Source organism: Sulfitobacter undariae, assembly GCF_014196805.1.
Lineage (GTDB): Bacteria > Pseudomonadota > Alphaproteobacteria > Rhodobacterales > Rhodobacteraceae > Sulfitobacter > Sulfitobacter undariae.
This window is the reverse complement of record NZ_JACIEI010000005.1, coordinates 135,962-157,185: the sequence shown is the minus strand read 5'-3', so window position 1 is coordinate 157,185 and position 21,224 is coordinate 135,962. Positions and strand designations below refer to the sequence as shown.

Sequence of the window (21,224 nt, the reverse complement as noted above, 5' to 3'; positions counted from 1 at the left end):
CTAGGCTTACCGATAGATTAACGATCTGCCCCAAAGTAGGGCAGATCGACAGCCGTTTACTCGGACACAACCCCTTCAGGTTTGCCCACAACCACAAAATGTAACGCATCAGGTTCCATTAACTCACCTGCAACGCGTTTCACGTCCTCCAGTGTCACGCTTTCCACACGTTCATTGCGGGTTTTGATGTAATCCGCATCCAGCCCGATCAACTGCATCCCGACCAGAATACCCGCAATCGTGCTATTCCCATCAAACCGCAGCGGGTAGGCGCCCGTCAGATAGGTTTTTGCATCCTGCAATTCCTTCTCGGTCACGCCGTCTTGGGCTGCTAAACGCCATTGCTCACGGATCACCTCAATCGCCTCGCCGATGCGGTCATTGGCAGAACTGACAGACCCCATATAGGCGTTCGCCAAATTGCGGGAGGACAGGTAAGAATAGACGCCGTAGGTCAGGCCACGTTTCTCACGGACTTCTTGCATCAGGCGGCTCTCAAACGAGCCACCCCCCAGAATTTGGTTAAGCAGAACAGCCGCGAAATAGTCATCGTCATCCACCGCAATGCCGCGCTGACCAAAGAGAGCCACGGATTGCGGGGTGTCGAACTCAACCACCGTAGTGCCACCCTTGATCTGCGGCTCTATCTTCGGCGGCATCATAGCCCCGCTTTGCGGCAGGTCGCCCATCACGGCATCCAGCAGTGCACCAAGCTGCTCGGGCGTGATATCCCCGACTGCGCCAACCAGCACACGGTCACGTACCAACACGTTTCTGTGCGCCTCCAGCAAATCATCACGGGTCAGCGCCGCAAGGCTTTCGGGGGTGCCCGCCTCAACTGTGCCGTAAGGATGTTCGCCATAGGCCATGGTCGCAAATGTCTTGCTAGCAATGTCATTGGGGTCTTTTGCATCAAAGGCCAGATTCGACAAAACTTGCGCGCGCACCCTCTCGATATCGCCATCATCAAAACGGGGTTTTTGCATCGCATCGCGCAGCAACGCGACAGATTCGTCAAAGTTCTCGGTCAAAAAACGCGCTGAAATTGTCAATTGATCCGGTCCCGCGCTGAAACCAAAGCTGCTGGCCAGCGCTTCTTTCGCACGCGCAAAGCCACGCGCATCCAGATTGCCTGAACCTTCCTCCAGTAATCCCGTCATCAGATTCACCGCGCCGCGCTTACCATCCACATCCAACGATGTGCCACCTGTGAACGCGATCTCGATTGCAACAAAAGGCAAGGAGTGTTCTTCGACCAGCCAGGCGTCTATCCCTCCCGGGGACGTGACTGTCTGGATATCAACTTCTGCATAGGCAGGTAGTGCAGCGGCGGCCCCGACAAACAGGGCAGTTGCGAAACGGATCATTGGGCTTCTCCTTGCTCAGGGCGCATCAACCACCCCGTCACAGATGCTTCGCGGCGCAAGAGTGTTGCGGCCTGCATGATGTCTTCGGCAGTGACTGCGTCTAGAATGTCAGGCCATGCCTGAACATCCTCAATCGTCAAACCGGATGTCAACGCGCTGCCATAGCGGTTGGCGATGCCATCGACGTTGTCTTGCGCATAGATTTCTGACGCACGGATTTGCAGTTTGATCCGCTCCAACTGCTCTGCATCAACGCCCTTTTTCGTGAACTCAGCCAAGGCCTGATCCAAAGCGGCTTCGCCTTCTTCAAGGCTCACGCCATCAGCAGGCACCATGATGATACGGAAAGTTGTGTCATCCAGCGACACACCCGAATAGCCAGTGGCAGAATAGGTGGCGACCTGCGTATCAAATTGCAGTTTTTCAGTGAGGAAAGATGTTGTACCGCCTCCCAAAATTTCGCTCAGGATCGTCAGCGCGGCGGCTGTTTCCTGCGCCCCGCTGTCGCGCTCCGGCACAAGGTAGCTGCGCGAGATATACGGCTGTGCGACGCGGGCATCGCGAAAGATCACCCGCCGCTCTGCGTTCTGGCGTGGTTCTTCGGTACGCAAGCGCTCGGGCAATTCGGGGTTAGCGGGGATGGGGCCATAGTATTTTTCAGCTAGGGCTCGGACTTCGTCTGGGGTCACGTCACCTGATACAACCAGCACAGTGTTGTTGGGCGAATAATACGTCTCGTAGAACGACAGCGCATCCTCCAAGTCCAACTCTTCCATCTCATGCATCCAGCCAATGACAGGCGTGCCATAGCGATGATTGAGATATTGTGCGGCGCTGATCTGCTCCCCAAACAAGGCTTGCGGGTTGTTTTCTGTGCGCTGGTTGCGCTCTTCTATGACCACTTTGCGCTCGGTCGCGATGTTTTCTGGCGTCAGGCGGATATTCTTCATCCGGTCTGCTTCCATTGTCATCATCAGTTCCAGACGATCCGATGCAATACGCTGGAAATACGCGGTGTAATCGTAGCTGGTGAAAGCGTTATCGCGCCCACCATTCGCCGCAACCGTTGCTGACAGCTCACCCGCTTCCAGTTTGTCAGTCGCCTTGAACAGGAGATGCTCCAGAAAATGCGCCACCCCAGATGAGCCTTTCGGTTCATCCGCTGATCCGGCGCGATACCACAGCATATGCTGCACAACAGGGGCACGGTGGTCTTCGACAACGACGACCTGCATGCCGTTATCCAGTACAAAGTCCGTTACCTTGCCGCTGGACTCTGGGCTGGTCTGGGCAAATGCCACAGCGGGCATAAGCGCAGCGGATAACAGGGCAGTTCGGGCGTATCGCATCATCAGGGTAGTCCTTTTCGGTCAGCCAAAGGGGCTTTGCGTACATAGGTACGCAACCCGCACGCAGGATCAAGCCGCGGTCGGTAAAATCACAGATATGTAATGCTATTAGTTTGCTGGGGGCGCAGAGGGTGTACGTGCCCCTGCACGTTGCCAACGGCTTTTCTCCGCCTGAGCATCCAGTGCTTCCTTACGGTAAGCCTGATTGTAGCGGTCAACTGGCACAATACGGAATTGCGTCAAACGCTGCTTGCGGCGTCGGAAGTCTGCATCGGTCTGCGCCAAGGTTTCGCGGATGTTCGCGCTCACGCCCAAGCGACTGGCATGTTGCACCAGCGCGCCATCAGCCGCCGGCACAGGCCCATCTGGGTTTCCAAGGCTGCCACCGAATGCTTTTGCGCCCTCAGCAAGTGCCGAGCGATCCGCGCGGTTTGAACCACCGGGCGTCGGCGTGGGCAGGTCGCGGTAGTTTGCTGGTTCAGCAAGTGTATTCACAGGCTGAATGCCGAATTCATCAGGACCCTTGGAGTTACTGCGCAAATCACGCAGGCCCACGTTGGCACATCCCGCAACAATTACAGGCAGTACAAACAACAAAGCAATTTTACGCATCAAAGGCCTCCAGACCGCCACTGTCTCTCAATATCGCAGGCTGGGTGGCAATGTCACCCAGCTTTTTACACTATCGGCTTACGAGGCTTTTTACCACCTTTGGCCTTGGCCCCGCCGCGCCCGTCTTCGGCAAAGATAACCAACCCTAAAGCGCCCGCAAATATAAAGATATCGGCGGTGTTAAACACAAAGGGATTGTTGATGCCGCAGCAAGACACATTAAGGAAATCAAGAACATAGCCGTAAAGTAGACGATCCAGCACATTGGCCAGCGCGCCGCCGATCAAAAAACCTGCACTGATTTTTGCCAATGTGGTTTGCGCATTTTTACGCGCCCACCACAGAATAGCGATGCAGAGCAATACCGCCAGCGTGCTTAAAATAATCCGGCTCGCCTCTGAGCCCCCGCCAAATAGACCGAAATTTATCCCGCGATTTTCACCATAGCGGAAGTTCAGCAGCGGAGGCAACACGTCAATACTGCGGATGCGTGCAAGCTCCATCATGTGGATCACCACATATTTGCAAATCTGATCGACAGCCAAAGCTGCCAATCCTGCCCATAAAATTATCCGCATACTGACCGCCCCCTCATTTAGTGCCGGAAATGACGCATACCAGTAAACACCATCGCTAGCCCTGCGTCATTGGCGGCGGCGATCACTTCTTCGTCACGCATAGAACCGCCGGGCTGGATCAGCGCGGTTGCGCCTGCTTCGGCTGCTGTAACCAAACCGTCAGCAAAGGGGAAGAACGCGTCAGACGCCACAACTGATCCTTGCGTAAGTGGCGCAGGAAGCCCCATGGCCTCGGCCATATCTTGTGCTTTGCGTGCGGCAATGCGCGTGCTGTCAACGCGGCTCATCTGGCCTGCGCCCACACCAACGGTTGCACCATCTTTAACGTAGATGATCGCATTCGATTTAACATGTTTGGCAACAGTCCACGCAAACAGCATATCGCTCATTTCTTGGTCTGTAGGTTGGCGTTTGGTCACAACCTTCAAGTCATCCATGCTGATCTTGCCGATATCACGATCCTGAACCAACCAGCCCCCTGACACCTGACGCGGGGCAAGACGCGCAATGCTGGTATCTGCCAGACCACCTGTGGTCAGCAAACGCAGGTTTTTCTTGGCTGCGAAAATTTCAATCGCATCGGCATCTGCGTCGGGTGCAATGACAACTTCGGTAAAGATGCCAGAAATCGCTTCGGCTGTGGCAGCATCCAGCGTTTGGTTCAGCGCGATGATACCGCCAAAGGCAGAAGTACGATCACAATCAAAGGCACGCGCATAGGCTTCGGCCATTGTTTTGCCTGTCGCTACGCCACAAGGGTTGGCGTGTTTGATGATCGCAACGGCAGGGCCGTTGGTCGGATCAAACTCCGACACCAGTTCAAACGCTGCGTCAGTGTCGTTAATGTTGTTGTAAGACAGTTCTTTGCCCTGATGCTGTTTGGCCGTAGCCACCCCAGCGCGGCTGCTGCCATCGCTGTAAAACGCTGCCGACTGATGCGGGTTTTCGCCGTAACGCAATGTTTGCGTCAACGTACCGCCAAAAGTGCGGCGGCGCGGCGTGCCGCCCACGGCCTCTGCCATCCATGTGCTGACTGCCGTATCGTAGGCCGCAGTGCGCGCATATGCTGTTTGGGCAAGACGTTGGCGCAGTGCATAGGTGGTCTGACCATCGTTGGCCTCCAGCTCGGCAATATACGGCGCGTAGTCTTCGACATCGACAATCACACTAACAAAGCCATGGTTTTTCGCGGCTGAGCGGATCATCGCGGGGCCACCGATGTCGATATTCTCGATCACCTCGTCATATTCCGCGCCTTTGGCAACGGTTTCTTCAAACGGATAGAGGTTCACAACAACCAGATCGATCCCGCCGATGCCATGTTCATCCATCGACGCCACATGCCCCGCATTGTCGCGCAACGCCAGCAAGCCACCATGCACAACAGGGTGCAATGTCTTGACGCGGCCATCCATCATCTCGGGAAAGCCTGTCACCTCGGATACGTCTTTGACCGTCAGGCCAGCCTCGCGGAGTGCCTTGGCTGTTCCGCCAGTGGACAGTAGCTCAACACCGGCAGCGCTCAGCGCCTTGCCGAAATCGACCAATCCGGTCTTGTCGGAAACTGAAAGAAGGGCGCGTTTTACAGGGTATAGATCAGCCATGGCAGGGCTCCTTTGGTCATTCGTCGTCAAGATACGGGTCATCCCGTTCCAAATCACGCACGCCAATCGCAGTTTCCTGCGCTTTGGACAAGGACCAGCGGACCCGTGTTTGGGGATTAATTGCACGTCCGGTCAGAACAATCTGTAATGCGGCGCGGGGTTTAAGGCGTGTCGCCTCCAGATAAGCACCTGGTTCCACTGTCAATTTAGCAGTGCCATCATGGCGAAAAACCCATATTTCGCCAGACTTTAGCGCCATCGAAACGGCAGCGCCGCCTAAATCCAGCGTCGCATCTACCTCTGGGTGCAAATGAAAGCGGAGCTCAAACCCGATACCTTTTAGCGTTGTACGATCCAGCGCACGGTCAAAGCGGCGTTTTCCAGACTCTTCCAATGCGAGCAGCATGTCTTCGCCTGCCACAGCGCGACCATCGTTGGTCAATTCCAGCGTGCGTGCATGGGTCAGCCCATGAGTCAGGACATAGCCGTCATGGCCCCCTTGGAACTTGATGCCGTCACTGACTTGGGCGATTTCGACAGGCACATAAGTCGGCCCGTCAATCAATGCCTCAACGCCAGTACGGCTGTCAGTCGTGTCCAGACGGGCGCTGGAATAGCCCCCCAGCACCAAAGCCGAATGCGAAGGCGTCGCGCGGCCCGCCCGCCGCCAATCTAGACCAAAGGAAGCGCCCGAACCACAGTTTACAATCAACGGACGCCGCCCCGATGTCAGCTCAAACGCCAAAGTAGATGCATGGGCCGCAGCAGAGGCCGCGCCACCCGGAGGCGGGCTGGCATCGATAATAACGCTAGTGCGGCCCGCAGACAGGCGGGCATAGCCCATCGACAGCCCTTCTGGTTGCCCCCCACGCACACCCGACGCAGCAAGCGCGTGATCCAGCCATCCCTCGGCACCGCGGCCGCCCCCATGAAACCGCGCGAGCCCACCATCAGAGTGGCGCAGCGTGCGCAGCGTCGGCGCGATGCGGTCAATAGCGGCCAAATGCGCCTGCGGCGTGCCGCGCCCCGCATCAGACAACGCCGCAGCGGCCCATGTCAGCAAGGTGAAAACATGCAGCAATTCTTCTGGATTACGTGTCGGCACCCCGCCTTGGGCGTCGATCTGAACCTCACATTCATGCGCCAACGCTTTGACGGCGGGATCAGCAAGAGACTCTAGCCCCTCCAAAGACAGACCCGCATAGATCAGCCCTGTCAGCGCTTCAAACCGCGCAAGTCCGGGTGTGGCTGCGTGCCAACGTTTGGAAAGAAATTTGGTTTGCTGTACCAACGAGCGATAAAAGGCATCGCTGTCAGGGGCATTTTCACCCACACCACGCAGGACAAACAATGCGTGGTTAATCCAGCGGATCAATCGCCGACCCGTTAAATCAGGGGTCCACCCGGGACCACCCCCTCCGCCGTACAGATCAATCCATTGCCACAACCAGCTTTGCGCGGCGTTGCGTGACGCATTGTCACTCACCGCAGCCAAATCATCCATCCATGCAAATCCATGCAATGCCTGCGCAAAAGCCGCATCAGGCGCATCCAGCTTCCATGGCGACTGATTAGGCGCCACGAGCAGACTGCCCGCAAACAAGAAGTTCCCAGCAGACAACTGACGCCCGCGTGCAAATGACCCGATTGTGCGCGGCTCTGGCGACGACACGAATCCGCGCACCTGTCCACGTGCGCGTGTTGCTGCACGGGCGTGCAACCTATTCAAAACACGCGTCCGGAACGCGCTAAATTGTGAAACTTGGGTCATGTGCTCTGCCTATGCGCTCTCTTGGCGCTTGTGGAAGTCTATTGCACCCATCGGGCGGAGTCATCGTTTTTTCTGGCTCAACCAGCTGCTCCATTGCATTTCGGCGATAGGCTGCCTGCAAAACCTGCGGACAACCTTTAGCCTCGTCGCTTTAACCAGATTTACGCAGACAAACGATATAAAATCCGTCCATGCCGCCTTGCTCGGCCCAGAAATCTGGGCGCAACCGCAATCCACCTTCAGAGGATATCCAAGCCGGATCAATCCCTGCAATATTCAGCGCGTCGCGGTCCACGGTCATGTCGCCGTGGCGTTCAAGCGCCTCGTCGATCTGCACCTCGCCTTCGTCGGGCAACAGGCTACAGGTACAAAAGACCATCCGCCCCCCCGGCTTGAGCATCGACCAAGCGTGATCCAGCATTTCTTCTTGCAGCTCCATCAACGCACCGAAATCCGATCCATCTTTGGCGTGAGGCAAATCAGGGTGACGGCGAATCGTCCCTGTGGCCGAGCAGGGCGCATCCAGCAAGATCGCGTCAAATTCGCCCTGAAACTGGCGGGCGTCTTTGATGAAGGTCCGCGCAGTCAAACCTGTGCGCGTCAGGTTTTCCTTCACCCGCTGCATCCGTGAGTGACTGTCATCCACGGCGCGCACTTCGGCGCCTGTAGCGGCAAGTTGCATGGTTTTACCGCCTGGTGCGGCACATAGATCAACAACCACCTCGCATGGTTGCGCGTTTAAAATCTTGGCGGGAAGGGCCGCGGCGGCGTCTTGCACCCACCAATCGCCCTCAGCGAAACCTTCCATGGCAGAAACCTGACCACCGTCATACAGACGCACGGACCCCGTCGGCAGCAACGTGCCACCCAGACGTTCCGCCAGTTCAGCGGGATCACCTTTGGCAGTGAGATCTAGCGGCGCACCGTTGAAATGTACGGTCTCCATGGCGGCCATCGCATCAGCGCCCCACGCCTCAACCAACGGTCCGCGCAGCCATTTCGGCAAACGCGGGGCGCGGCGGGCGGTCCATGCTTCTGGCCCTTCAGCGGCGACTTTGCGCAAAACCGCATTGGTGAGACCTTTGAGGTGGCTCAAATGGCGATCGCCCGACACGACTGATACCATCGCATTCACGACACCATGCGCGGCACCGCCGGTGCACAGCTCAACCGTGCCGATGCGTAGCGCATTGCGGACGGTCAGCGGCGGGTATTTATTAAGGTGCTTTTGCAAAATGCGATCCGCACGTTCCAAGCCGCGCAAAGTATCCTGCGCCAGGCGTTGGGCACGGGCGCGGTCATCAGGCGGTAATCGGTCCAGCACACCTGCGCCGAGCAGTTCCGACATTAATTTCCCCTCCCCCAATATCTCATCGAGAAGGAATACAGCGGATTTACGTGCGGCAACGCCGGTGTCTGACATAATGCGGGCTTTCTTTTGGCAGGCTTACGGTTGTCTGGGGCAAGCAGCGCCGTATATCAAGAGAGAGTTGATAAAGGAACGCCCCATGGTCAAGAACCCGACACCCAAAGAACCACCCGTACCTGACAATCCGATTCCCCCTACGCCAGTGCCAGAACCCGATCTGCCGCCTGCCGCCTTGCGCGCCTTGGCCGAAGCCGCAGAGCGCCGCGCGAACAGCCAAGATTTGGATTTGCCCCCCGAACTGGGAGGCCGCGACGGGCCAGAGGCTGTGCGCTATGGCGATTGGGAGAAAAAGGGCATCGCTGTCGATTTTTAACTGTTTAGGCGGTTTTTTCTCCGCCGTTTCAGCCGTTCAGGCCCAATACATCCAGCATATCATATTCGCCCGGGCTGCGGCCCTGTCCCCACAGCGCCGCCTTGAGCGCCCCACGCGCAAACACTGCGCGATCAGAGGCGATGTGTCGTAAGACAATCCGCTCGCCTGCGCCAGCGAACATCACGTCATGTTCGCCCACAATGTCACCCCCGCGAATGGCAGAAAAGCCGATATCGCCGCGTTTGCGTGCCCCTGTGATCCCGTCACGGCCCGAATCGCTTACATCCGCCAGCGCCACCCCGCGCCCTTCGGCGGCGGCTTCGCCCAGCATCAAGGCCGTGCCTGAAGGCGCATCCACTTTCTGATTATGGTGCGATTCGATGATTTCGATGTCAAAATCTTCATCCAGCGCCGCAGCGACCTTGCGCGTCAGCTGCGTAAGCAAATTCACGCCGAGGCTCATGTTACCCGCACGCACAATCACCGAACGCTTGGCAGGCAACGAGAGCTGGGCGATTTCATCCGCGCTCATCCCTGTGGTGCCAATCACATGCACAATGCCCGCATCCGCAGCCACGGCAGCAAAAGCCAATGTGGCAAGGGGCGCAGTAAAATCTATCACCGCATCAGCCTCTATCATGGCTGCGGCAGCATCGGCTGTGACAATCACACCATTTGCAGCGCCGCCCATCACCTGCCCCAAGTCCTGACCAATCCAGTCATGCCCTGCGCGCTCAACCGCACCGACAAGGTGCGCTTTGGGATTGGTGGCAACCTGCTGCACCAACATCTGGCCCATGCGGCCTGAAACCCCTGTAATTGTGATACCTGTTGTCTGTGTCATGCGCTGCACCTCGCTTAATAAGTTGTTCAGAGGTGTAGCCTGCGCGCAGCCGCTTGGCAAAGAAGTTCAGAGCGCATAGATGGGGAGTATGGCAAAGAACAAATCTCATGGGGGCGCTGGCCCCACTCAACGGCAACTGCGTGTAGGCGAGACAACCCGCCGCGCGTTAAGCGAAATCCTTGCACGTGGCGATGTTCACGATCCCGAGCTGAACCGCATGTCCATCACCGTGGGCGAAGTGCGCATGTCGAATGACCTGCGCATCGCAACGGTGTATGTGCTGCCCTTGGGCGGGATCGGCAAAGAAGACGTGCTTAAAATGCTGGCTCGCAACAATTACGAGTTGCGCAGGATGGTTGCAAAAAGGCTCACGCTGAAATTCGCACCCGAGTTACGTTTCCAATTGGACATGACTTTTGACCAAATGGACGAAACCAGCCGGATGTTGTCACAGGATATTGTGCGCCGCGATGCGGATGCGCCAGATGACGACGAGACCCCAAACGTATGAAACTATGGGCAGTGATAACGGGCGTCGCCCTATTACTGCCTTTTCGTCTTGAGGCAGCGACCTGTACGGTTCAGCCGTATGACGGCACGGATTACGCGGTCTGTGAAGTCGACCTCAACCGCGACATGCTACGGCTGTTTTTGTATGAACCTGATACAGAACGGCCTTACGGCTATTTCGGCACATTGAACGCAGCACTGGAACAACAGGGCTTTGCCCTCGGCTTTGCGACAAATGCGGGCATGTACCACGACAACCGTGCCCCTGTTGGCCTGTATATCGAAGACGGCGAGACAGCCCAGACTGTGATCAGCAATGCAGGGCCGGGCAATTTCGGCCTGCTGCCCAACGGTGTGCTATGCCTGCGTGACCGCCGTGCCGATGTGATCGAAACATTGCGTTATATTGAGGAAGCACCTGACTGCGTCAGTGCGACGCAATCAGGCCCGATGCTGGTAATCGACGGTGAATTGCATCCGCGCTTCCTGCGCAGCTCTACCTCCCGCTACATTCGCAATGGTGTCGGGACATCGGATGATGGCACCAAGGCCGTGTTTGTGATCTCGAACAGCCCTGTGACATTCCACACCTTTGGCAGCTTCTTTCGAGACCATTTAGGGCTGCGCAATGCACTTTACTTTGATGGCAATGTCTCCCGCCTGCGCGCGCCCGAATTAGGGCGAAATGACATTGGATTTGGCGCACTAGGCCCCATCATCGGTGTTGTAGAGGGGCAGGACCTACCTGAATTGCCCGTGATCGAAGACGTGCCGCAAACGGAAAACGGTGATGACGATTCTGGCACGCTAGCGCCCGCTGCCGATACGCTGGAAGAATAACCACGCCTCGCCGCTGCGTCTTGTATAGAGTAGCCGCCCGTTTAGCGCTTTAACCCCCTACCGCTATCCCTAAATGCTGCGATCAACACCTCAACGATCCTGTTGTAATTAAAAAAAAGACCCCGGACATTACATCCGGAGTCTTTTCGTTCAGACAGAACCTAGGGGAAGATTATTCTTCCGACTTCGGCTCTTCTTTTACTTCTTCGCCAGTTTCCTGATCGACCACTTTCATGGACAGGCGAACCTTGCCGCGATCGTCAAAGCCCAAAAGCTTCACTTTCACTTCCTGACCTTCTTTCAGAACATCTGAAGGGTGGTTCAGGCGGCGGTTTTCGATCTGGGAGACGTGAACAAGACCGTCGCGCTTGCCAAAGAAGTTCACGAAGGCGCCGAAATCGACGATCTTCACAACGGTACCGGTATAAACGGCACCTTCTTCTGGCTCGGCCACGATGGACCAGATCATGTCGTAGGCTTTCTTGATCGCTTCGCCGTTCGGGGATGCGATTTTGATGATGCCTTCGTCGTTGATATCAACTTTGGCGCCAGACACTTCGACGATCTCGCGGATAACTTTACCGCCAGAACCGATCACTTCGCGGATTTTATCCGTTGGGATCTGCATTGTCTCGATGCGTGGAGCATGCACAGAGAATTCCTGCGCGCCAGAGATAGCTTTGCCCATTTCACCAAGGATGTGCAAACGGCCCGCTTTGGCCTGAGCCAATGCTTTTTCCATGATATCAGGCGTAATGCCTGCGATCTTGATGTCCATCTGCAAGGACGTGATACCGTTTTCAGTACCCGCAACCTTGAAATCCATATCGCCGAGGTGGTCTTCGTCACCCAAGATGTCGGACAGAATTGCGTATTCGCCATTTTCCTCAAGGATCAGGCCCATAGCAACACCAGCAACAGCGGATTTAAGCGGAACGCCCGCATCCATCATCGACAAGGAGCCACCACAAACGGATGCCATGGAGGAGGAGCCGTTGGATTCTGTGATCTCGGACACAACACGGATCGTGTATGGGAAATCAGTTGCGGCAGGCAGAACGGCCTGAAGGGCGCGCCATGCAAGTTTACCGTGACCGATTTCACGACGGCCTGGAGGGCCTACGCGACCAACTTCACCAACCGAATAGGGAGGGAAGTTATAGTGCAGCAAGAAGTTGGATTTGAAGTTGCCGTGCAGCGCGTCGATGAACTGCTCGTCGTCTCCGGTACCCAATGTGGTCACAACCAGACCTTGTGTCTCACCGCGTGTAAACAGGGCAGAGCCGTGTGTACGTGGCAGGATGCCAGTCTGGGAAACGATATCGCGGATTTCGTCAGTCTTACGACCATCGATACGTACACCGGTTTTAACAACGTCGCCACGCAGGATGGAGGCTTCGAGGCCTTTCATCGCGGAACCAAGGTTGCTGTCTGCCAGCTGCTCTTCGGTCAGGGCTGCTTTGATCACGTCACGTGCGGCAGCAACTGCTGCTGTACGCTCTTGCTTGTCACCGATTGCGAAGGCGGCGCGCATGTCTGCTTCGCCTGCGGCCTTAACGGCTGCGGAGAGGTCAGAGTAATCAACCGGTTGGAAATCAAACGGCTCTTTTGCAGCGGATTCGGCCAGATCAATGATCAAGTCGATAACCGGCTGGATTTGATCATGGGCGAATTTAACCGCACCCAGCATCTCTTCTTCGGTCAGCTCGTATGCTTCGGATTCAACCATCATCACGGCATCTTTTGTGCCGGCGACAACCAGATCAAGGCGCTGATCAGGGTTGTTCTTGAGGTCTTGCATGTCGTCGATTTCAGGGTTCAGCACATAGTTGCCGCCCTCATAACCCACGCGGCAAGCAGCGATCGGGCCCATGAATGGCGCGCCAGAGATGGTCAAAGCTGCGGAAGCCGCAATCATTGCTACCATGTCGGGGTCGTTCACCAGATCGTGGGACAGAACGGTACACATCACCAGAACTTCGTTTTTGAAGCCAGGTACAAACAGCGGGCGGATCGGACGGTCGATCAGGCGGCTTGTCAGTGTTTCTTTTTCAGTTGGACGCGCTTCGCGTTTGAAAAAGCCGCCTGGGATTTTACCGGCGGCGTAATATTTCTCGTTGTAGTGTACGGTCAGCGGGAAAAAGTCCTGACCCGGCTTTTGCGCACGTGCGAATGTCACGTTTGCCATAACGGATGTCTCGCCATATGTGGCAATGACAGAACCGTCGGCTTGACGCGCAACTTTCCCTGTTTCCAGTGTAAGCGTCTCTTCGCCCCACTGCATAGATTTTTTAACTTCGTTAAACATCATCGTTTCCTGTGTAGGCCTGTTGGCCATTTGCGTAGAGGGCGTATTCCCCCTGACCTCGGTATCTTGTTTGGTCGGCGCTGAGGTCCGGGCGCCGGCAAGTCGATAGGGCGGCGTGTACAGCAGAATAAGGCCGATGGGAAGGGAATGGTGGTTTAAGGCGCTATCTAGGCTGCAATCAGGGTTATTCTAAAAACGCATGTGCCTGACGAAGTGTGTTTACTAAACCAGACAGGAAACCGTCCGCCGTGACATCAATCAGCGCCTTGCCCTCTTCATCCTGAAGCGTAAACGGCTGATCCGTCAGCTTCTCCAACTCGCGATAGCTTTTCCCACCGCCGTGTTTCAGCACATTCGCAGCCAGATAATAGTGGTACACATCCTGCGCGAGGTCGTCATGCCCTTCAGTCTTGAGGCGATTGCGGAGTTTCACAAAGAACGGGCCGCGTGCGAAATGGTGCTGCAACCGCGCCTCAAACGCGGAAACTGTCTCAACAGTTGCGGCTTCTACTTCAGCAGTTTCAGCCGTGGAATCGTTTACAATTGCTTCGGCAGTGGCAAGCAACTGTGCAACATCGGGCGTGTCGGTCATGGCAAATTCCTTTGAGGTAGGCCTATGGCCATAAAGTGGGCACCGACACAGTTCAATAGATTGCTTTTTATTTGATTTGATTGTCGGGGCACAGGCTTCGTGCAAAGCTGCCGTAAAAACGAGGAGATGAAGATGGCGCTTTGGGAATTGGACGGTGTCGCAATCGCGGCACAGATACAGGATGGCAGCATCACAGCGAGGGAGGTGACAGAGGCCACATTGGCGCGGATGGATGCCGTGAACCCCGCGATCAACGCCGTCGTCGCACGCGACGATGAAGCTGCATTGAAAGCAGCCGACGCTGTTGATGCAGCACGCGCAAGTGGCGCGGAACTGGGGCCGCTGGCGGGTGTGCCAATCACCACCAAAGTGAACGTTGATCAAAAGGGTTTTGCCACCACCAACGGGCTGCGCATCCAGAAAGACTTGATCGCGGAGATGGATAACCCTGTTGTTTCGAATCTGCGCAATGCAGGGGCGGTGATTGTCGGGCGGACAAATACACCTGCGTTTTCGCTGCGCTGGTTTACGCGAAACTCCCTGCACGGGCATACGAAAAATCCACATAATCCGCGCATCACGCCCGGTGGCTCATCTGGTGGCGCGGCTTCGGCCACGGCGGCGGGCATCGGGGCGATGGGCCATGGCACGGATATTGGCGGCTCGATCCGCTATCCTGCTTATGCCTGTGGCTTGCAGGGCATCCGCCCTACGCTGGGCCGTGTGGCGGCGTGGAATCCCTCCAGTGCAGACCGGCATATTGGGGCGCAGTTGATGGCGGTATCGGGTCCGCATGCGCGATCTGTGCGCGATGTGCGCACATCGCTGGCCGTGATGTCACAGGTTGATCTGGGTGATCCGTGGCACAGCGCCGTGCCGCTACAAGGCGCTGATTACCCTCGCCGTGCCGCGCTATGTGTAGCACCCGAGGGCCTTCAAACTGATCCGCTGGTTGAAGGGGCGTTGCGTGACGCTGCCGCACGGTTGGTGGATGCAGGTTGGCAGGTCGAAGAAATCGACTGCCCGCCCTTTCGCGAACCTGCTCGCCTTCAGGCGCAACTGTGGCTGGCGGAAATGGCGCGTGGCGCACAGGCCGCATTTGCACAAGAAGACGATCCAGATGCCAACCATGTGCTGGCGGAAATGCACCAGCTCACCCCCGTCCCCGACCTGAATGAGACACTGGACGCACTGCAAGCGCGCTTGGGCTTTTTACGCGAATGGCAGGCGTTTTTGGCCAAGTACCCCGTTCTGATTTGCCCTGTCTCCTCAGAGCCGCCTTTCCCTGATTTGCTGGACCTCGAAGATTTTCCCCGCGTGATCGAAGCCCAGTTGACGCAAGTGGGCTTGCCGCTGATGGGCTTGCCGGGGATGTCGGTATTTACAGGATTTGGCAAAAGTGACATGGGCCGCGTGCCGCTGGGCGCCCAGCTGATCGGCGGGCGTTTCCGTGAAGATATATTGCTGGATGCCGCAGAAGCGATTGAAGCGCGCGGCGAAGCCATCAAGGTTGTCACGCCCTGAGAAACGACCATAGGCAAAAGAAAAACCGCGCCCTGTGAAACAAGGCGCGGTTTAAACCGAACATAAATGTCAGGCTGGCGCTTAGCGGCGCAGGCCCAGACGTTTGATCAAGTCTTGGTAACGTGCCTCATCTTTGGACTTAACATAGTCCAAAAGCTTGCGGCGTGTCGCAACCATTTTCAACAGGCCACGGCGACCGTGGTTGTCTTTTTTGTGTGTTTTGAAGTGCTCTGTCAGTGTCGCGATGCGCGAGCTAAGAACTGCCACTTGTACTTCTGGGGAACCTGTATCGCCTTCTTTGGCACCAAATTCGCTCATCAAGCGGGCTTTTTCTTCTTTCGTAATCGACATCGGGGTCTCCTTGTCAAAAGGTTAAAATAGATGGCGCAGCCCGGGATGTCGTCCAGTGCAGGCCCATGGAGGAATCGCCAACAGTTGCAGGCGATTTGTGGCGTTTAGGCGGGTTTTACTCAGTTGGCAAATACTTATTGCATTGCAGCCTAGCTGATACAGGCGGGATCAGGCAGTTAACCCAAGATGCGTGGCCGTGCTGTAGGGGATCAAAGTGATGTCCCCGAGCTCCAGATCACTGCCGTTGACCACTGCAACAACCGCACCATCCATCAAAATCAGCGTCTGTTCGGTTGTGTCTGGGTCGTCACTCAGGCTGATCTGCGGTTCCGCGCTATCGCCTGCGCTGTCATCCCAAAGCAAGACGATGTTATCCTCTTCGGGAGCATAATCCAAAATCTGCGCTGCCTCACCGGAGGTGATCCAATCCCCTAAAACAATCTCATCCGCGCCTGAGCCTGCGGTAATTATATCGCCTGCGCCCGCAAGAATACTGTCATCGCCGCCGCCGCCATTCAGGAAATCGCCGCTGTCATGGTCACCGGCTGACGCATTATGGACCACACCGCTGAGGACATCATTACCCCAGCCGCCAAACAGCAGGTCAGCGCCCAAGCCCCCGACAATCGTGTCATTGTCTAAACCACCTTGCAGGGTATCGTCGCCATCGCCCCCAGCCAATTCATCATCGCCAGCAGAGCCTTGTAAATAATCATCACCAGCATCGCCAGACAGCGTATCGTTTTCACTGTGACCAAACAGCACGTCATCATCCGCACCGCCATTCAAGGCATCGCCGCCGTGGTCACCATGCAGCGTATCATTACCGCCATCGCCGTTCAGGGTGTCGTCACCGCCATCACCGTACAATGCGTCATTGTCATTGCCCCCGTTCAAGACGTCTGAACCATCGCGCCCGCGCATGTGATCCGCTTCAGGCGTCCCTGCAACGGTATCCGCACCATTGGTGCCTTCTTTCAATATGATCTGGTCTGGCTGTGTGGTGGAAGAAGCACCAAGCAAAGCCGCATCATCGCCGCCGCGTGGGTCATAATTATCTACGGGAGCATTCTCTTGCGACGTCTCTTGCCCGGTCCAACGCAAGGATGTTGCATCAGCCACCGATTGTGCCTCTGTTGTATCCTCCTCCTCTTCGGAGTGAGGCTCCACAAAAGATACAGCGCCAACCCCCATCAATCCCATCAATCCCGCTAACCACAACATAACAACTTTTCCATAAATTTAACAAATGCGCTGAAGTATATAAGCGCAGACTCTCACAGAATCGTCAAAACTGTAATCGGAAACAGGTTAATACCGTCTTAGCTTGGGCCGCTCTATTCTTAGGCGAGCCAAATCTGAGGTTGCGCCGTATATGGCAGATAGAGCGGGTGGCGGGGATGGCCCGCTTTGGTCAAACCCAACTGGTGCAAACGATGGCCAGCAGCTCGCAAACGTGCCGCCACAATTGGCCCTTGGTTACGGTGCTCTGCATGCACACCCCACGCAGCGATGCTCAGGTCTGCCCATTGGGCAGCGGCATCCAGCGCGGCCATATTATCTGGGCCCTCGGGGTCGCTTGCCGCACGCATATCCCGCGGATCAGTCGCGCGAATGGCAAAGATGTTCACCGCGCAAAAACCGCCAAATCCCAATTTTCGGGCACGTTGTTCGCAACGCTGGATTGTCGGGTCGTTTTGCACCTCGGTCGCCGTAGAGGGGTTGAGCATGATAAACACAACACGCGGCGCCTGCTCATCCCAGATACGGGTCAGGCTATAGCGATAAACCTCGCAATCGGAATAAACCGCCGTTGAGGGCGCATCCCCTTTGATGTGGCTGCGGGTGATCACGTTAGTCGTTTGAATCGCCAGTGTTAAACACACGTGAAGGGTGCAGTTCACCCGCACGATATGTGCCAACGGCAACGGCTTGCCCCTCATATACGGCCCAGCATTCATCCCCGTATTCAACGTCTTTGGCAAACACCATACCGGGATTACCATGGCGCAGCTTGTTCGCCCCCTCGGCACTGGCAGTGACCTGTGGCAAGTCCTGCAACCCCATTTCAAGCGGTCCGAGGAATTCATCAAGGGCCAAGGTTTTCGCCATCTCGTCAACCTGTTCGAGCGTAATCGCGTTATCTACGTCAAACGGCCCAGACCACGTGCGGCGCAATTCGCGGACATGGGCCTTGCAGCCCAAAACCTCGCCCAGATCGCGGGCAATCGAGCGGACATAGCCGCCTTTGCCACACACCATCTCTAGCGTCACGTGATCCACATCGGGGCGGTCCAACATGATCAGGCTTTCGACAAACAGCGGGCGTGCCGCAATCTCCATCTGTTCCCCATCGCGGGCGCGCTTATAGGCCCGCTCTCCGTCAATTTTGACGGCAGAAAACTGCGGTGGCACTTGCTCGATGTCACCGACAAAACCGTTCAGAGCCTCTTTGATCGCGCTGTCATCAGGGCGTAGATCGGTCGTGGCAAGAACTTCGCCTTCGGCATCATCGGTATTGGTGGAAACCCCCAAACGCACGGTGAACACATAAGCCTTAAGCGCATCGGTGATGTAAGGAACCGTTTTGGTAGCCTCACCCAGCGCGATGGCCAGAACGCCTGTCGCGTCAGGGTCCAACGTGCCTGCATGACCTGCTTTGCGCGCGTCAAATGCCCAACGCACTTTGTTGACCACGGTTGTCGATGTCGGTCCTGCGGGTTTGTCGATCACAACCCAGCCAGAAATATCGCGCCCTTTGCGTCTGCGTGCCATGTGCTGTCCTTGGAGTTAATGGTGTAGCGCGCCCTTATGCAGATTGTGGACGAATAGGCAACGGTTGTGACCCCTAACAGGGCCTTAAACTCAATCCGCCCATCCCTATTTACGCAAAGGAATACGAAAAGGGACCGCCCGCAGGCAGCCCCCTTCTTAGTAAAGCGTTAACGCGTTACTCGGTAGCCCAACCAGATACAGCTTTGACTTCGAGGAATTCCTCTAGGCCAAAAAGCCCGCCCTCACGGCCGTTACCGGATTGTTTATAGCCACCGAAAGGCGACCCTTTGGCAAATCCGACACCGTTGGTTTGCACCATGCCCGAGCGCAGACGACGTGCTACGCGGCGGCGTTGTTCTTCGTCGGTGGTTTGCACATAGTTGGTCAGACCGTAAGGCGTATCGTTGGCGATCGCGATTGCTTCCTCTTCTGTATCGAAGGGAATGATTGACAAAACGGGGCCAAAGACCTCTTCACGCGCGATGGTCATATCATTGTTCACATCCGCAAAGACGGTTGGTTTAACAAAATAACCACGGTTCAAACCGTCAGGACGGCCCAGCCCCCCCGCCGTGAGGCGTGCCTCGGACATGCCAACTTCGATCAAGCCTTGGATTTTGTTGAATTGCGCCTCTGACACAACGGGGCCCATCTGTTTACCCTCTTCGGATGCAACACCCACAGGGGTGTTCAGCGCAACTTTGGTTGCGTCTGCAACGGCTTGGTCATAGCGGGATTTATGCACCAGCATCCGTGTCGGCGCGTTGCATGACTGGCCGGAGTTGCCAAAACAGTGAATCGCGCCGCGTTTGGCAGCTTTGGGATCAGCGTCTTCAAAGATGATATTTGCACCTTTGCCGCCCAATTCAAGGCTGACACGTTTAAGGGTATCCGCCGCTGCCTTGGAAATAGCGATGCCTGCGCGGGTTGAACCAGTGAAGCTGACCATATCTACTTCAGGGTGTGAAGAGAGCTGGCTGCCAACACCAACCCCGTCGCCGTTGACGAGGTTGAACACACCAGCAGGGAAGCCTGCTTCGTGCACGAATTCAGCAAACAGCAGCGCAGAAAGAGGGGCGATTTCGGAAGGTTTCAAAACCACGGTACAGCCCGTCGCCAGTGCAGGGATTACCTTGAGGACAATCTGGTTCATCGGCCAGTTCCAAGGTGTGATCAGGGCGCATACACCAATAGGTTCTTTAAGGGTTTTCTCTGTCGCAGTGTAATCGCTCTCAAAAGAGAAATCCTCAAATGCTTCAAGGAAACCTTGGATATGCCAGCTGCCCGCGCCGACTTGAGATTGGCGGCTCATCGTAATGGGGGCGCCCATTTCTGCGGACATGGCCTGCGCCATTTCTTCTTGGCGGGCGTCATAAATTTCAGCCAGCTTTTTGATCAAGGCTGTGCGCTCTTCTTTGGATGTTTGTGACCAGCTATCAAAGGCTGCGCGTGCAGCTGACACCGCTGCATCGGTATCCGCTGCGTCGCCCAAGGAAATCACAGCGCATTGTTCTTCGGTGGAAGGGTCGATTACAGGGAAATCATTTGCGGCAGCAGGGGCGACCCATGCACCGTTGATGTAAAAATTCCGATGTTCCAGCATTGGTAATGCTCCTTGTCTGAGGTTTGCGTCACTGTGTCACTGCGGCTGACTTCGTGCAAGATGGCTATGGAAGTCAGCGACTGAATGCTTATGTAATTGCTTAACGGATCACCTCAAGGAGTAACCTGAAATGAGTTTGCGCATTAACGATACTATCCCCGATCTTTCTGTCGAGACCGATCAAGGCACCATGACGCTGCATAAATTTGTGGGCGATCAATGGGCGATCCTGTTTTCGCACCCCAAAGACTTTACACCCGTTTGCACAACCGAATTCGGCGCTGTCGCGCAGCTGGCCGATGAATGGGCCAAACGCGGCACAAAAGTACTGGGCGTGTCTGTTGACGGGGTTGAGGACCACAAAAAATGGAAAACAGACATCGAAACAGTCGGCGGCGCAAAAGCGGGCTTCCCGATTGTTGCAGATGCTGATCTGACCTTGTCCAAAGCCTTTGATATGCTGCCTGCCGAGGCCTATCTGCCCGATGGCCGCACCCCTGCCGATAGCGCCACAGTACGTTCTGTGTTCATCATTGGGCCTGACAAAAAGCTGAAGCTGTCGATGACATACCCGATGACTGTTGGCCGCAACTTTGCCGAAGTACTGCGTGCGCTGGACGGATTGCAGACATCAGCAAGCCAAGGTGTTGCGACACCGGCAAACTGGAACGTGGGCGATGATGTGATCATCCCGACATCTGTCTCAGATGAGGACGCCAAAGCGAAATACGGTGAGTTTAAAACGGTATTGCCGTATCTGCGGACAACACAACTGCCGTCCTGATATTGACCCGCTAAATGAAAATGCCCCGCAGTTTTGCGGGGCATTTTTTATTGCATATTTTTTAGCAACG

At 56.0% G+C, this 21,224-nt stretch carries 20 protein-coding genes; 5 read left to right on the top strand and 15 right to left on the bottom strand.

Translation table 11 applies throughout. The annotated features are described in order from the left end of the window. Positions 1–56 precede the first annotated feature (56 nt). The 7 genes from GGR95_RS09950 to GGR95_RS09920 all read right to left on the bottom strand — a co-directional run bounded on the left by GGR95_RS09950 (position 57) and on the right by GGR95_RS09920 (position 8,704). Positions 57–1,367 (bottom strand): M16 family metallopeptidase, encoded by a 1,311-nt coding sequence (locus GGR95_RS09950; protein ID WP_184565369.1) that lies wholly within the window; start codon positions 1,365–1,367, stop codon positions 57–59. Beyond that, positions 1,364–2,677: a M16 family metallopeptidase gene (locus GGR95_RS09945; RefSeq protein WP_246423350.1), complete on the bottom strand. Its 1,314-nt coding sequence runs from the start codon at positions 2,675–2,677 to the stop codon at positions 1,364–1,366. Before GGR95_RS09945 ends, GGR95_RS09950 begins: the two co-directional genes overlap by 4 nt. A 147-nt stretch (positions 2,678–2,824) precedes the next feature. Beyond that, complete coding sequence (locus GGR95_RS09940) at positions 2,825–3,328, bottom strand: DUF3035 domain-containing protein (protein ID WP_184565365.1); 504 nt, start codon at positions 3,326–3,328, stop codon at positions 2,825–2,827. Positions 3,329–3,393: 65 nt separating this feature from the next. Beyond that, positions 3,394–3,906 (bottom strand): signal peptidase II, encoded by a 513-nt coding sequence (gene lspA / locus GGR95_RS09935; protein ID WP_184565363.1) that lies wholly within the window; start codon positions 3,904–3,906, stop codon positions 3,394–3,396. 17 nt (positions 3,907–3,923) lie between these two features. Next, positions 3,924–5,510 carry a bifunctional phosphoribosylaminoimidazolecarboxamide formyltransferase/IMP cyclohydrolase gene (gene purH, locus GGR95_RS09930; protein WP_184565361.1) on the bottom strand — a complete coding sequence of 529 codons (1,587 nt, stop codon included), beginning with the start codon at positions 5,508–5,510 and terminating at the stop codon, positions 3,924–3,926. Between the two features lie 16 nt (positions 5,511–5,526). Then, positions 5,527–7,281, bottom strand: a complete 1,755-nt coding sequence (locus tag GGR95_RS09925) for a heparinase II/III family protein (protein ID WP_184565359.1) — start codon at positions 7,279–7,281, stop codon at positions 5,527–5,529. Between the two features lie 151 nt (positions 7,282–7,432). After that, positions 7,433–8,704: an RsmB/NOP family class I SAM-dependent RNA methyltransferase gene (locus GGR95_RS09920; protein ID WP_184565357.1), complete on the bottom strand. Its 1,272-nt coding sequence runs from the start codon at positions 8,702–8,704 to the stop codon at positions 7,433–7,435. Between the two features lie 133 nt (positions 8,705–8,837). On the opposite strand from GGR95_RS09920, the gene GGR95_RS09915 reads away from it, so the two are divergent. Continuing rightward, complete coding sequence (locus tag GGR95_RS09915) at positions 8,838–9,023, top strand: DUF1674 domain-containing protein (RefSeq protein WP_343042196.1); 186 nt, start codon at positions 8,838–8,840, stop codon at positions 9,021–9,023. A gap of 28 nt (positions 9,024–9,051) precedes the next feature. On the opposite strand, the gene dapB is transcribed toward GGR95_RS09915, so the two are convergent. Then, complete coding sequence (dapB, locus tag GGR95_RS09910) at positions 9,052–9,867, bottom strand: 4-hydroxy-tetrahydrodipicolinate reductase (protein ID WP_184565353.1); 816 nt, start codon at positions 9,865–9,867, stop codon at positions 9,052–9,054. Positions 9,868–9,955: 88 nt separating this feature from the next. Here dapB and rbfA point away from each other — a divergent pair, with 88 nt between their 5' ends. Both rbfA and GGR95_RS09900 read left to right on the top strand, forming a co-directional pair. Beyond that, the gene (gene rbfA, locus GGR95_RS09905) at positions 9,956–10,378 is read left to right on the top strand and encodes a 30S ribosome-binding factor RbfA (protein WP_184565351.1); all 423 of its coding nucleotides are present in this window, start codon (positions 9,956–9,958) and stop codon (positions 10,376–10,378) included. After that, the gene (locus GGR95_RS09900; RefSeq protein ID WP_184565349.1) at positions 10,375–11,217 is read left to right on the top strand and encodes a phosphodiester glycosidase family protein; all 843 of its coding nucleotides are present in this window, start codon (positions 10,375–10,377) and stop codon (positions 11,215–11,217) included. The genes rbfA and GGR95_RS09900 overlap by 4 nt, the downstream gene beginning before the upstream one ends. Positions 11,218–11,389: 172 nt before the next feature. Here GGR95_RS09900 and pnp read toward each other — a convergent pair whose 3' ends face one another. Beyond that, entirely contained in the window at positions 11,390–13,525 is a 2,136-nt protein-coding gene (pnp, locus tag GGR95_RS09895; protein ID WP_184565347.1) for a polyribonucleotide nucleotidyltransferase, read from the bottom strand. A 184-nt stretch (positions 13,526–13,709) separates the two neighbouring features. Then, complete coding sequence (locus tag GGR95_RS09890) at positions 13,710–14,117, bottom strand: hypothetical protein (protein ID WP_184565345.1); 408 nt, start codon at positions 14,115–14,117, stop codon at positions 13,710–13,712. A 132-nt stretch (positions 14,118–14,249) separates the two neighbouring features. Here GGR95_RS09890 and GGR95_RS09885 point away from each other — a divergent pair, with 132 nt between their 5' ends. Beyond that, positions 14,250–15,641 (top strand): amidase family protein, encoded by a 1,392-nt coding sequence (locus tag GGR95_RS09885; protein ID WP_221384816.1) that lies wholly within the window; start codon positions 14,250–14,252, stop codon positions 15,639–15,641. 81 nt (positions 15,642–15,722) lie between these two features. Here GGR95_RS09885 and rpsO read toward each other — a convergent pair whose 3' ends face one another. The 5 genes from rpsO to GGR95_RS09860 all read right to left on the bottom strand — a co-directional run bounded on the left by rpsO (position 15,723) and on the right by GGR95_RS09860 (position 20,370). Then, a complete protein-coding gene (gene rpsO / locus GGR95_RS09880) occupies positions 15,723–15,992 on the bottom strand; it encodes a 30S ribosomal protein S15 (protein ID WP_184565341.1) in 270 nt (89 codons plus the stop codon). Positions 15,993–16,160: 168 nt separating this feature from the next. Continuing rightward, on the bottom strand, positions 16,161–17,216 hold the full coding sequence (locus GGR95_RS19020) for a calcium-binding protein (RefSeq protein ID WP_184565339.1): 1,056 nt from the start codon (positions 17,214–17,216) through the stop codon (positions 16,161–16,163). 119 nt (positions 17,217–17,335) lie between these two features. Further along, positions 17,336–17,845: a DUF1643 domain-containing protein gene (locus GGR95_RS09870; protein ID WP_343042187.1), complete on the bottom strand. Its 510-nt coding sequence runs from the start codon at positions 17,843–17,845 to the stop codon at positions 17,336–17,338. Position 17,846: 1 nt separating this feature from the next. Continuing rightward, entirely contained in the window at positions 17,847–18,767 is a 921-nt protein-coding gene (truB, locus tag GGR95_RS09865) for a tRNA pseudouridine(55) synthase TruB (RefSeq protein ID WP_184565335.1), read from the bottom strand. Between the two features lie 175 nt (positions 18,768–18,942). Continuing rightward, entirely contained in the window at positions 18,943–20,370 is a 1,428-nt protein-coding gene (locus GGR95_RS09860) for an aldehyde dehydrogenase family protein (RefSeq protein ID WP_184565333.1), read from the bottom strand. A 130-nt stretch (positions 20,371–20,500) separates the two neighbouring features. Here GGR95_RS09860 and GGR95_RS09855 point away from each other — a divergent pair, with 130 nt between their 5' ends. After that, complete coding sequence (locus tag GGR95_RS09855) at positions 20,501–21,154, top strand: peroxiredoxin (RefSeq protein ID WP_184565332.1); 654 nt, start codon at positions 20,501–20,503, stop codon at positions 21,152–21,154. The last annotated feature ends 70 nt before the right edge of the window (positions 21,155–21,224 follow it).